Source organism: Alistipes provencensis, assembly GCF_900083545.1.
Classification (GTDB): Bacteria; Bacteroidota; Bacteroidia; order Bacteroidales; family Rikenellaceae; genus Alistipes; species Alistipes provencensis.
In genome coordinates, this window is the sequence record NZ_LT559262.1 from 1,613,530 (window position 1) to 1,627,374 (window position 13,845).

At 56.4% G+C, this 13,845-nt stretch carries 6 protein-coding genes; all 6 read left to right on the top strand.

Annotation, left to right across the window (positions count from 1 at the left end; translation table 11 throughout):
- Positions 1-15: 15 nt before the first annotated feature.
- The 6 genes from BN5935_RS06455 (at position 16) to BN5935_RS06480 (ending at position 13,795) form a co-directional block, all read left to right on the top strand.
- Entirely contained in the window at positions 16-3,402 is a 3,387-nt protein-coding gene (locus tag BN5935_RS06455; RefSeq protein ID WP_064975391.1) for a DUF5107 domain-containing protein, read from the top strand.
- A 2-nt stretch (positions 3,403-3,404) separates the two neighbouring features.
- Positions 3,405-6,227 carry a glycoside hydrolase family 2 TIM barrel-domain containing protein gene (locus BN5935_RS06460; protein ID WP_064975392.1) on the top strand — a complete coding sequence of 941 codons (2,823 nt, stop codon included), beginning with the start codon at positions 3,405-3,407 and terminating at the stop codon, positions 6,225-6,227.
- A 36-nt stretch (positions 6,228-6,263) separates the two neighbouring features.
- The gene (locus BN5935_RS06465; protein ID WP_064975393.1) at positions 6,264-9,380 is read left to right on the top strand and encodes a SusC/RagA family TonB-linked outer membrane protein; all 3,117 of its coding nucleotides are present in this window, start codon (positions 6,264-6,266) and stop codon (positions 9,378-9,380) included.
- 17 nt (positions 9,381-9,397) lie between these two features.
- Positions 9,398-11,215, top strand: coding sequence for a RagB/SusD family nutrient uptake outer membrane protein (locus tag BN5935_RS06470; protein ID WP_064975394.1), 1,818 nt, complete (start codon positions 9,398-9,400; stop codon positions 11,213-11,215).
- A 12-nt stretch (positions 11,216-11,227) separates the two neighbouring features.
- Positions 11,228-12,202 carry a BT_3987 domain-containing protein gene (locus tag BN5935_RS06475; protein ID WP_064975395.1) on the top strand — a complete coding sequence of 325 codons (975 nt, stop codon included), beginning with the start codon at positions 11,228-11,230 and terminating at the stop codon, positions 12,200-12,202.
- A gap of 693 nt (positions 12,203-12,895) precedes the next feature.
- Positions 12,896-13,795, top strand: coding sequence for a cation diffusion facilitator family transporter (locus tag BN5935_RS06480; protein WP_064975396.1), 900 nt, complete (start codon positions 12,896-12,898; stop codon positions 13,793-13,795).
- Positions 13,796-13,845 lie beyond the last annotated feature (50 nt).

The following is a 13,845-nucleotide window of genomic DNA, read 5'->3' on the forward strand; positions in this document are numbered from 1 at the left end:
AACAATTTATAAGCAATGGAAGAGATAACGAAACACCTGATCCGCCCGACCGTCACGGGCAAAGGAGAGGTCCGGGCCTGGGAAGAGGAGGTGATACTCCCGACCTACGGCATCGGCGAAGAGGAAAAGAACCCCATGTTCCTTGAAAAAAGGGTTTATCAGGGCAGTTCGGGAGTCGTATATCCCTATCCCGTCGTGGAGAAGATATGCGACGAGAAGCGTCCCCGTCGCTGGAAGGCGCTGTTCCTCGAAAACGAATACTTGAAAATCATGATTCTGCCCGAATTGGGCGGACGGATACAAATGGCTTACGACAAGATCCGGGAACGCCATTTCGTCTACTACAACCAAGTGATAAAACCAGCGCTCGTCGGACTTACGGGACCGTGGATCTCGGGAGGCATCGAGTTCAACTGGCCCCAGCACCATCGTCCGAGCACTTACCTGCCTACCGACTACTCGATCGAAGAGCATCCCGACGGCAGCATCACGGTCTGGTGCAGCGAGGTGGAGCGCATGTTCCGTACCAAAGGCATGCAGGGCTTCACGCTTTGCCCGTCGAAGGCGTACATCGAAATAAGGGTGAAGGTCTTCAACCGCACTGCCTTTCCGCAGACCTTCCTGTGGTGGGCCAATCCGGCCGTCCCGGTCAACGACGGCTACCATTCGGTTTTCCCGCCCGATGTACACGCCGTATTCGATCACGGGAAACGGGCCGTATCGAACTTTCCGATCGCTACGGGTATCTATTACAAACAGGATTATTCGGCGGGTGTGGATATTTCCAGATACAAAAACATTCCGGTACCGACGTCGTACATGGCTATCTGCTCGAAATACGACTTTGTCGGGGGATACGAACAGGACATGCAGGCAGGTCTGCTTCATGTAGCCGACCACCACATCTCCCCCGGAAAGAAACAATGGACCTGGGGCTGCGGCGACTTCGGAAAAGCCTGGGACCGCAACCTCACCGATGAGGACGGACCCTATATCGAACTAATGACGGGGGTTTATACTGACAACCAGCCCGATTTCACATGGCTGCAGCCCTATGAAGAGAAATCGTGGGTCCAGTATTTCATGCCTTACAGCCGGGCGGGCTATGTCAAGAACGCCACCCGGGACGCCATAGTCAACGTCGAAGTCCGCGACCGGGAAACGGAGATCGTTCTTTACACGACCTCGCCATTCGAAAACCTGCGGATCGTACTCCGTAACGGCGAACAGGTGTTGTTCGAACAGAACGGTATCGCCGTCTCCCCGGCACAGGTGTTCACCGTCCGCGTCGAAACTGGCGAACTGAAACCCGAAGAGCTTACCTTCGAACTCTTTTCGCCGGAAGGCGGGCTCATGCTCGCATACCGGGCCGATCCTCCGGTGATAAAGCCGGCTCCGGACCCGGCCAAAGCGGCCCTGCAACCCCGGGAAATTGCGTCCATCGAACAGCTTTTCCTCACAGGACTGCACCTTGAACAATACCGTCACGCCACCTATGACCCGGCGGATTACTACCGCGAGGCGCTCACCCGCGAACCAGGGGACGTGCGGTGCAACAATGCTATGGGACTGCTACTTCTGCGTAAGGGACAGTTTTCCAAAGCGGAACCCTATTTCCGCCGGGCCGTCGAGACGCTCACCGAACGGAATCCGAACCCTTACGACAGCGAGCCCTATTACAACCTGGGCACGAGCCTGCTGATGCAGGGCGACCGTGACGGCGCCTATGACGCTTTTTTCAAATCGGCATGGAACGCCGCGTGGCAAGCTCCGGCTTACTACTGGTTGGCGGCCATCGATTCGGCGCGTGGAGAATGGGCAACGGCGTTGGAGAAGATCGACCGCAGTTTGGTTTTCAATGCCCGCAATCACAAAGCCCTGCAGCTCCGTGCGTCCGTACTCCGGAAGCTCGGCCGTAAGGAACAGGCTCTGCAAACGATACAGGAAGCACTTACCAACGATCTTTTCAACATGGGCTGCCGTTTCGAAGAGTACCTGCTGACCGATGACCGGGAAAAACTGGATACGATGAACCGGATGATGCACGGCATGCATCACTCCTACATCGAATATTCGCTCGATTTTGCCGCCGCAGGCTTGTACGACGAAGCCGCGCAGATGCTCGAACAGGCTGTACAGGAAAAAGGTACCTACCCGATGGTCTACTACGCATTGGGTTACTATGCCGCCATGCAGGGAGAAACTGCCCGAGCAACATTGTATTACGAACAGGCTGCCGCACAAAGCCCCGACCGGTGTTTTCCGAACCGCATCGAGGAGGTGAACATCCTGCGCAACGCCATGGAGCACAACCCTTCGGATGCACGGGCACCCTATTATTTGGGAAATTTCTACTATGCAGCCCGCCAGTACGCCGACGCCGTGGCAAACTGGGAGAGATCCTATACACTAGATGACAGGTTTCCCACCGTACAGCGTAATCTCGCACTGGCCTACTACAACAAACTCAGCGACCGGAAAAGAGCGTTGGTATTTATGGAACGGGCCTTTGCCCTCGATCCCTCGGATGCCCGGGTTTTCATGGAACTCGACCAGCTCTACAAAAAGACGGGAGTCGCACCCGCCGGACGTCTGGAAATGCTCGAAGCTCACATGGAGCTCGTCCGGCAACGCGACGACATGCTGGTGGAGCTGGCAACGCTCTATAACCTGACCGGAAACCACTGTAAGGCCATGGAGCTGATCGCCTCGCATAAGTTCCATCCTTGGGAGGGTGGCGAAGGTAAAGTCACCGGGCAATATACGCTCTGCCGCACGGAACTGGCCAAAGAGGCCCTTATGAAATCCGATTTTCGGGAGGCGCTGCGACTGCTGCACGAAACCGACCGTTATCCGGACAACCTGGGCGAAGGCAAACTCGCCACCGCCGAGGAGAACGACATCGACTACTTCAAGGGGCTTGCCTACGCCGGGCTCGGCGACACGGACCGCGCCGCCGAGTATCTGCGAAAAGCGACACAAGGATCGTCGGAACCCCAGCAGGCATTCTATTACAACGATCAGCAACCTGACAAAATTTTCTATCAGGGACTTGCATGGGCCGCGCTGGGCGACGGTGAAAAGGCCCGCGGGTGTTTCAACAAGCTGATCGACCACGGTCGGCAACACCTGTTCGACATGTGTCGTATCGACTACTTCGCCGTCTCGATGCCCGACCTCGCCATCTGGGAGGAGGACCTCGACGTCCGCAACCGGATACACTGCAGCTACGTTATGGGACTGGGCTATTTCGGCCTCGGGGACCGTGCGAACGCCCTGAAATACTTGGGCGAAGCAGTCGCCGCAGACGCCTGCCATCCGGCCTCCTACATCCTCCGGGGCATGAACAGATTCCCACTGCCGGAAAATTTCCGAACCGCAACCGAACTCAAAACAAAATAACGATGAAAAAACTTTTGACGCTTGTTTCAGCTCTGCTGCTGTTCCCGGGCGCACACGCACAGCGGGACCGGCTGGACCTCAGCGGTGAGTGGCGGTTCCGTATCGACCGCAACGACATTGGGGAACAAGAGCGGTGGTATGACCAGACCCTCGAAGGGACGATCTGGCTGCCGGGATCGATGACGACCAACGGCATCGGTGACGCCTCAACATTCGATTTTCCGTGGGTCGGGACCATCGCCACCGACCGGAAATGGTTCAACGTGAACGACGACCCGAAATGGAACTCCCGGAACGATCCCCGCATCGTCTTCTGGCTCACACCCGAGGTTTGTTACAACGGAGCGGCCTGGTACCAGAAGGAGATCGAGGTCCCGCAGGAGTGGGGCCGGGAAGGCGGGGTCGTCCTCGGCCTCGAACGCTGCCATTGGGAAACGACGCTCTGGATCGACGGCAAAAAGCAGGGCTCGGAGAACAGCCTCAGCGTCCCGCACCGTTACCGCCTCGGCGAGCTCAGCCCGGGACGCCACACGCTGACCCTGCGCATCGACAACCGGGTGAAAGAGATCGACCCCGGAATCGATGCCCACAGCATATCGGACCATACGCAGGGTAACTGGAACGGTGTGATCGGCGAGCTGTCGCTCGTGAAAAGCCCTCCAGTGCAGATCTGTTCGGTAAAACTGACGCCCGACGTGGCGGCAAAGCGCGTCATTGCGGAGCTGACCGTGGACAACGCGGCCGGAACAGCGAACGCCACCGTCTCGATGCAGGCCCGTCCTGCGGAGGGGAACTGCGGCGCAACGCCGCCGCCGATGAGCCGCAGCCAAAAACTGACGAAGGGTACGAACATCGTCCGAATCGAATACGCCATGGGCGACGATATCCGGCTCTGGGATGAATTTAACCCCAATCTCTATATGTTGGAAACCCGCATAAGCAGCTCTTCAGGAGAAGACTCCGCCGTTTCGACCTTCGGCATGCGGGAAGTCGGTGTAAAGGATTCTCAGGTGACGGTAAACGGCCGTCCGGTCTTCCTTCGCGGAACGCTCGAATGCTGTATATTCCCCGAGACGGGATTTCCGCCGACCGACGAGCCCGAATGGGAACGGATTATGTCCACATGCCGCGAATACGGGCTCAACCACCTGCGGTTCCACTCATGGTGTCCTCCGAAAGCCGCTTTCGACGTGGCGGACCGTATGGGCTTCTACCTGCATGTCGAATGCGGCAGTTGGTCCAAGAACCTCGGTTCCGGAATGCCCATCGACCGATTTATCTACGACGAGAGCGAACGCATCGTCCGCGAATACGGCAACCACCCTTCGTTCGTGCTTTTCGCCTACGGCAACGAACCCGCAGGTCCCCGTTATAGGGAGTATCTGCGCGGATTCGTCAACCACTGGAAAGCAAGGGACAGCCGCTTCCTCACAGGCAGCGCCTCAGGATGGCCGGAGATCGCCGAGAACCAGTGGCTGAGCACGCCGGACGCACGCATCCAACGCACGCGCCGGGGTCTGAAGAGCATCATCAACGGCAGGCAGCCCAGTGCCGCCTACGACTGGAGCGACTCGATCGCACGCCGCACACGTCCCGTCATCAGCCACGAGGCCGGACAATGGTGTGTCTACCCTGACCTCAAGGAGCGTGCCCGTTACACCGGAGTAATGAAGGCCGTCAATTTCGACGTTTTCGAAGACCGGCTCCGGGAGAGCGGCTTGTTGCATTTGGCAGAGGATTTCCTGATGGCATCGGGGAAACTCCAAGCGTTGTGTTACAAAGCCGACATCGAAGCGGCGCTGCGCACCAAGGGCTTCGGCGGGTTCCAGCTCCTCGACCTGCACGACTTTCCGGGACAAGGGACGGCTCCGGTCGGCATCCTCAACCCCTTCTGGGAAAACAAGGGATACATTGCAGCCGACCGGTTCCGCCGGTTCTGCAACACCATCGTACCGCTCGCACGCATCGAAAAACTCGTCCTCGACAGCGGCGACGAACTCCGCGCGGACATCGAAATTGCCCAATACTCCGCCGCAGATATCGGGAACAAGGAGGTCCGGTGGGTACTTAGCGACCAAAAGGGTCGCGTCGCAGACTCCGGAACCTTCCGTGCAGACTTGCTCCCGACCGGGACCCTGACCCGTGTGGGCACTATCGTCCGCACGCTCCGAACGGACCGTCCCGTGCAGTACCGGCTGACCGTCACGATGGACCAATATGCCAATGACTGGGACATCTGGGTCTATCCCACCGAGAATACGCCAGCCGGAAAAGTGCTCGTCACCAAAGTTTTCGACGATACAAGCCGCAAATTTCTCCGGGAAGGCGGCAGCGTACTCCTTTCGCCCGAATTCGGGACACTGGCCAACCGGGGTGCTGATTCCTGCGCCGTCGGATTCTCGACGATCTTCTGGAACACCCTATGGATGAACGGGGGCCCGCCGCATACGATGGGCATTCTCTGTGATCCCACACATCCTGCGCTGGCCGGCTTCCCGACGCAGTATCACAGCGACTACCAATGGTACGACGCCATGTCGCGCTGCAATGCCCTGCCCCTGCACCGGCTTGCCAAGGGAGCCGAACCCATCGTGCGCATCATCGACGACTGGTTCAGCGCCCGGTCGCTGGGGATGATCGCGGAATTCAGGGTAGGTGCCGGAAAGATCGTCATCAGCGGCGCGGACCTGCTCACCGACCAGCAGCAGCGTCCGGGGGCGCGGCAGCTGTGCAACTCCCTTCTCCGCTACATGAACAGCGCGGATTTCGACCCGCGGCAGGAAACAACGCCCGAAGCAGTGGCTTCGCTGTTCGACCGGCCTTAAAACGACTCCAAACGAATCAACCTAAAACACCAACCCATGAAAAATCCATCGACAACAACCTCTCCGTTTGCGGGTGCCAGTATCCGGATACGGCAACTCGCAGTATTGTGCTGTGCATGTCTGGCGGCGGTCTTCGTTTCCATTGTCCCGGCCGCGGCCCAGAACGACGGTAAAATCCCCGTCGCAGGACTGGTGACCGACGCCGCCAACGGAAGCCCGCTCATCGGTGTCACCGTGCGTGCGAAAAGCCGTCCCGGATTCGGTACGGGCACCGATCGCAACGGACGTTTCATCCTCAACGTAGCTCCCGATGAAACGCTGATTCTCTCCTACATCGGCTACAAAGAAACCGAGATACCGGTGAACAACCGCACCACGCTGAACGTCAAGCTGGAACCCGAAACTGAAGAACTCGAAGAGGTTACGATCGTCGGTTTCGGCGTGCAGAAAAAGGTCAGCGTCATCGGCTCCCAGCAATCGATCAAGGCCACGGAAATCAAAAATCCCGTGCGCAATCTCACCACGTCGCTCGGAGGACGTATCGCCGGACTGGTTTCGGTGCAACGCAAGGGCGAACCCGGATTCGACGATGCAACCATCTACATCCGCGGCATCTCTACGCTAACAGCCAGCATGAGCGCCCCGTTGACGCTGGTGGACGGCGTTCCCCGGAGCTTCTCGGACGTAGACCCCGAAGACATCGAGAGTTTCACCATCCTTAAAGATGCCTCGGCAACGGCCGTATACGGTGTCCGCGGTGCCAACGGCGTCATTCTGATAACCACGAAAGGCGGTACGGCCGGAAAACCGAAATTCAACATCCGCTACTCCGAAGGTCTCACCCAATTGACCCGGCTTCCGGAATTCGCCAATGGCCCGACCTATATGCGCATGGCCAACGAGGCGTTCCTCACCCGCGGTGGAGCCTTCGACCAGAAACCTTATTCGGACGATGAAATCCAATGGACCGCCGACGGAACCGATCCCTACATGTATCCTAATGTCGACTGGTTTGACGAGATATTCAAGGATTTCGGCCGTAACCGTTCGGCAAACGCCAACATCAGCGGCGGCTCGGAAAGCGCCATCTATTATATCGGCCTGGGCTATTACGACGAGGACGGCCTCTACAAGAACGAAGGAGTTCAGAACTATAATGCCGACACCTACTATCGTCGTTACAACGTTACCTCGAACATCACGCTCAAACCCACCTTCACCACCGAGATCAAGTTGGGCGTACAGGGCTACCTGGCCAATGCGAACTATCCGGGAACAGCTACCTCGACGATCTTCCGGAACGCCTTCTACATGACCCCGATCACCATCCCGACCCGATATCCTGACGGAAAGATCGCCGACATCGAAGGACATTACAGCCCTTATGCGGCGCTCAACCACACGGGCTACATCAGTCAGTGGAGAAGTCAGGTCTTCTCAAACCTGAAAATCACCCAGCAGCTTCCGTTCATCACCGAAGGGCTCTCCGTTTCGGGCATGTTCTCGTTCGACTCGTACAGCTATTCGAGCAACCGATTCATCAAAAACCCGAAGACGTGGCTGGCTAGCGGCTATGACGACGAGGGCAACCTCACTTACCGCCAGACCAACTCCTCCGATGCCAACATCGACGAACTCAAGTACAGCCACAACCAAAACGGCAACCGCACCATCTACCTCGAGGCGGCCCTGAATTACGCACGGACCTTCGGCCGGCACAGCGTGGGCGCCATGTTACTCTACAACCAGAGCGATGAGGTGCGGACGGAGAACGGACAGACGCTGATCGATGCACTGCCCTACCGGTTCCGGGGCTTCGCAGGCCGCGCAACCTACTCCTACGGCATGCGTTACTTCTTCGAATTCAACTTCGGATATAACGGTGCGGAGAACTTCACGCCCAAAAACCGATATGGCTTCTTTCCCTCCGTGGGCATAGGATGGGTGGTTTCGGAAGAGTCCTTCTTTGAACCCGTGAAACGCTACATTCAGTTTCTGAAAATCCGAGCCACTTATGGTTCCTCGGGTAACAGCAACCTCGACGGACGACGTTTTGCCTACATGAATACGATTGCGAACTCGAGCTATAAGCCCTACACCTTCGGCGAGGACATGAAGCAGACTTATGACAAAAAGTACATCGACGAATACGGCGTCGACGTCGTATGGGAGGAATCCGTCAAGGCCAACATCGGACTCGATCTGAACACGCTCAACAACAACCTCAACATCCAGATCGATTTCTTCAAGGACAACCGCAGAAACATACTGCTCCGCCGCCAGAGTATCCCCGAATATGCGGGAATCATCAAAAACCCCTTCGGTAACATCGGCGAGGTGGAGAACAAGGGCTTCGACCTGTCGGTCAACTACAACAATTCGTGGCAGGACTGGCACCTCAGCCTGCTGGGTAATTTCTCGTTCAACCGCAACAAGATCATCGAGGATGACAAGCGCTATACCTATCCGTGGCAGTCGACCATCGGGCAAAAGGTCGGACAGCGCACCGGTTACATTGCTCTGGGACTCTTCGAAAGTGACGAGGAAGTGGCCATGTCGGCTTATCAGGCCGGGACCACCCAAGCCGGTGACATCAAATACAAGGACATGAACGGCGACGGCGTAATCGACGACTTCGACAAGGTTCCCATCGGCTGGGGCTCCATACCCGAGATCATGTACGGATTCGGCTTCACGGTTGGCTACAAGAACCTCAGCCTTTCGGCACTGTTCCAAGGCGCGGCCAACGTCGACATCATGATGAGCGGCGAAGGGTTCATGCCCTTCATCCAGGGTCGGGGACGCGGCAACCTGCTCAGCAACATAGATGACCGCTGGACCGAAGAGAATCCCCGGCAGGATGCGTTCTACCCGCGTTTGGCCATCGGATCGGTCAACATGAACTACGAAAACAGTACCTGGTGGCTGAAAAACGCCAACTACCTGCGGCTGAAGAACCTCCAGATTTCGTATAACCTGCCGAAAAAGTGGATGGAAAAAATACGACTCAAAAGCGGAACGGTGTTCATTCAAGGCGTCAACCTGCTTACGTTCAGTGACTTCAAATTCTGGGACGTGGAGCTCGGAGACGGAAGGGGCGGCGCCTATCCCAACCTGAGGTCTTACTCTATAGGAGTCAATTTCAGCTTCTGACGCAAAAACTTACGACTATGAAAAAAAGCATATATTACCTGACCCTCTCACTTGCCGCAATCCTGACGGCATCGTGCAACGGCGATTTCTTCGACCAGGTACCCAACGACGTGCTCACGGTCGAGCAGATATTCAACTCCAAGAAATACTCCGAAGAGTATCTGGCAGGCGTCTATGACTATGTCAAGGAGGAGTGGCACCGCACCTCCGACGTTCCGTGGGACCCCTGTTCGGACGACTTCGACCAGACGTACGACCGCGGCAACGACTATCCCACCTACAAAATGAATTTGGGTAAATGGAACGCCTCGTCGAATTACTACAATTTCTGGAAAGACTACTATCAGGGAATCCGTTCCGCAACCTTCTTCATGAACAACATCGACGGCAATGAAGAGATCCTCGCCGAGGCCGGTCAGGACCTGATCGACCAGTACAAGGCCGAAGCCCGATTCCTGCGTGCATTCTACTATTTCAACATCCTGCGGCAGTACGGCCCCTTCATCATCCTGGGTGACGATGCCATTCCGGGCGACTTGCCCAGCGACGATCCCGCGATGAACAAGCCCCGCAGCACCTACGACGAGTGCGTGGCCTACATCGAACGGGAACTCGACCTGGCGGCGAACGATCTGCCCTTGCATTTCGCGGAGCAGAAAAAGACCGACTACGGCCGGGCCACGAAGGCGATGTGCATGGCCGTCAAGTCGCGGATGCTGCTCTATGCCGCGAGTCCGCAATTCAACGGAAATCCCATGTACGCCAATTTCAAAAATCCCGACGGAACTCCGCTTATCAGTCAGACCTACGACCGCGAGAAGTGGAAGAAGGCGGCCGACGCAGCCAAGGATATCATCGACCTCGGTATCTTCGACCTATACAAAGTGCGCAACAGCGACCAGAGCATCAACCCCTACCTCTCGGTCCGCAACGTCTATTTCGACAATTTCAACTGCGAATACATTGTTTTCCGGATCAACAACTGGCTGCGCTACTGGGACCAGGCGGCATCGCCACTGCAAACCGGGGGATACCAGAGCATGGCGGCCACACAGCAGCTCATCGATGAGTTCGAGATGGCCAACGGAAAGGGCATCTTCGAAGACGGCAGCGGCTATGTAGAGGAGGGCTATTCGGGCGCAGACTACAAGGATTCGAAATCGGGATTCGTCTACTGCCCGGCCGGCAGCCGGATGATGTATTACGGTCGTGAACCGCGGTTCTATGCCAACATCTGCTTCAACGGTTCGTACTGGGTGGGCGATAACGCCACGCGGATCGCCCTCTACTACACCGGAGCTTCGGGCCGCTCGAAAACGACCGACAACTATCCCCGTTCGGGTTACATAGCCATCAAGAACGTGCCGCCCGACACCAACTGCAAGAGCGGCGTCTACCTGACGCGCCCCGCCATTCTGTATCGTTACACAGAGGTATTGCTCAACTACATCGAGGCGCTGAACGAATACGATCCGGGCAACGGCGACATCGCCTACTACCTGAACCTGATCCGCGAACGGGCAGGACTGCCGGCCGTGGAGGAGAATCTTTCACAAGAAGTGATGCAGCAGAAGATACGCCATGAACGCCGGGTGGAACTCTGTTTCGAGAACCTCCGCTACTTCGACACGCGCCGCTGGCTGATCGCCGAACAGACCGACGGAGGCCCCTTCTACGGAATGAACATGATGGCCGGGAACTCGTACAAGGACGATGCGTTCTATGCCCGTACGGTATTCGAGACCCGCGTGTTCCGGAGCAATTACTACCTTTTCCCCATACCACAGTCGGAAGTGGTAAAAAACAGCAACCTCGTCCAGAACCCAGGATGGTAAAATTTGAACAGCATGAAAACAACCGCATATTTCATCGTTGCCGCCGCCCTGCTGGCAGCAGCTTGCAACAAACCCGGTGAGGAATACGATTTCGACACCGTCCGATACCGCAACATCTATACCGTACAGGCCCGGGATTATCCCGTCGCCTGTACGATATCCATGGACCGCGACACGACGTTCCGGCTGAACGCCAATTACGGAGGGCTGGACGTACCGCAGGAAAACATTACAGTCACGTTCGGCGCCGATCCCACATTGGTGAACAGCTTCAACGAGGACAACCAGACGCTTTACCCAGCACTCCTCACCGACGCCTACACGATCAGCGATGCACAGACCGTCATCGCCAAGGGCAAGCTCTACTCCTCGCAGGCCGGTGTTACAATCCATCCCTCGCAGTTCCGCGGCGTAGGACCTTATATCCTGCCTGTCTCGATCGCTTCGGTCAGCCCCGAGTTGCCCGTCAACGGTTCGATGCGCACGGTGTATCTGCAGATCGAAGGACGGCACGAAAGCAACCCCTATACCAATTTCGACCGGACGGAATGGGAACTACTCAGTGTCTCTTCGCAGCACAACACCACGACTTATAAGGCTGCGAACATCTTCGACGGCGACCTTACCACATTCTGGCATACCTCTTATGCCACCGGCAACCAGCCGGGGCCGCCCCACATCCTCGTCGTCGACATGAAAGTGAAAAAGGAAATCCACGGACTTGAAGTAGACGGACGAACAGCCTCGGCGACCAACCTCGAAAGCCCGTACAACCGCGGCAATCCGCGGATTGTAAACCTTCAGGTCAGCGACGACAACAACACATGGACCGACGCTGGAACTTATGTGATTCCGGGCGCCGGCGTCACCGTCAAAAACTACGTCTATCTGAGCAGTTATGTCAGCGGACGGTATTTCAAATTTACGGTAACAGCGACGTTGGCCGATTACTACGGCACCAACGTCTCGGAACTTTACTTGTTCTGATATTCCGCATCACAAAAAGCCAGCGGACCGACAATACACGGTCCGCTGGCTTCTTTTATAAAGGTTCTTATTCACCCAGAATACACAATGAGATAGGCTTTTCTCAAAAATACTAGAATGCAGCAATTTTCGCTTTTATGATTGCTCTTCTATAAAAAGCATGACGCCAAAAGAATTAAACTGGTCAGGAAAATATACTGTGTACTTTTATGTAGTTTTCTTATAATATCGATCATTTTCAATTATTTACAATATTACTACAGTGCTACTCACAAGCATAATGTTGCTACTATAGAGGGGGCACAACCACCTTATGGAATACGGTCAACGATGGCCTTAAATTATGGATTTGTCAGAATCGAAAAATTATCTAAATTTGTATTCAATAACAGGAGTTGTTTGACATGAAGGAAAGCAGATGCGAACAAATGCATACAACCGTTTCCTAACCATTACCTGCTATATGCAAATAGAGTCATAACTTTTTAAGTTACAACTCTATCTGGATGTGAATGGGCAGTACTCAGGTACTATCCATCCGTCCCGTTCGAGGGATGTGCGGAAATATCCGCCTGAAATCGAAAACACGCCGGACTGCACTTCATAAAATATACTCCTCCGAGAGCAGAAACAACGCATTCCGAGGGAGTGATACTCTAAATTTTTTTCGTACTTTTACCCCATATTTTAAGTATGTCTGACACCTCGGAAATACGGATACGCCGCATCTACCGCGTGACCTTCGTCGGTTTCGCGGTCAATCTCGTGCTGTCGCTTCTGAAGCTCGTCGCCGGTGTCTTCGGGCGAAGCGGTGCGATGATCGCCGATGCCGTGCATTCGTTCTCCGATCTGGCCACCGACATCGTCGTGATCGTCTTCGCGCGGATCTCGGCCAAGCCCCGGGACGACGGGCACGATTACGGTCACGGCAAGTACGAGACGCTCGCCACGATCCTCATCAGCATTGCGCTGGGTATCGTGGGCGTCGGGATACTCGCCGACAGCATCCGGGCCATCCGGGTGGTGATCGACGGCGGGCTGCTGCCCCGGCCCGGACTGATCGCTCTCGTGGCGGCGGTCCTCTCGATCGCGGCCAAGGAGATACTCTACCGTTATACCGTGCGCGAGGGACGTGCGATCGACAGTCCCAGCGTCGTGGCTAACGCTTGGCATCACCGCAGCGACGCCCTTTCGTCGCTCGGAACGCTCGTCGGCATCGGCTGCGCCTATTTTCTGGGCGAGAGGTGGCGCATTGCGGACCCGATCGCCGCGCTGATCGTGGCGGTGTTCATCTTCAAGATCGCCTTCGACCTGATCCGCACGGGATTGGGTGAACTGCTCGAAAAATCGCTTCCCGAGGAGACGGAGCAGGAGATTCTGCGTATCGTGACGGCCGATCCCGCCGTCCGGGAGCCGCACAACCTCCGGACACGGCGTATCGGCGCCGCCATCGCCATCGAGGTCCATGTCCGCGTCGACGGGGCGATGACCGTCGCCTGTTCCCATGCGCTGACGGTCGCCATCGAACGACGCCTGCGGGCGCGTTTCGGCGAGGGGACGATGATCGCCATCCATGTCGAGCCGATAAAGTAGCCCTCCCTGTTGTTATTTGCGCCGCAGTCGGAACCGCATTTTACCCGCGT

Excerpts from the sequence above, each read along its gene's own strand:
- BN5935_RS06460 (WP_064975392.1), top strand. The coding sequence starts at position 3,405 with ATGAAAAAACTTTTGACGCTTGTTTCAGCTCTGCTGCTGTTCCCGGGC.
- BN5935_RS06455 (WP_064975391.1), top strand. The coding sequence starts at position 16 with ATGGAAGAGATAACGAAACACCTGATCCGCCCGACCGTCACGGGCAAA.
- BN5935_RS06480 (WP_064975396.1), top strand. The coding sequence starts at position 12,896 with ATGTCTGACACCTCGGAAATACGGATACGCCGCATCTACCGCGTGACC.
- BN5935_RS06465 (WP_064975393.1), top strand. The coding sequence starts at position 6,264 with ATGAAAAATCCATCGACAACAACCTCTCCGTTTGCGGGTGCCAGTATC.
- BN5935_RS06475 (WP_064975395.1), top strand. The coding sequence starts at position 11,228 with ATGAAAACAACCGCATATTTCATCGTTGCCGCCGCCCTGCTGGCAGCA.
- BN5935_RS06470 (WP_064975394.1), top strand. The coding sequence starts at position 9,398 with ATGAAAAAAAGCATATATTACCTGACCCTCTCACTTGCCGCAATCCTG.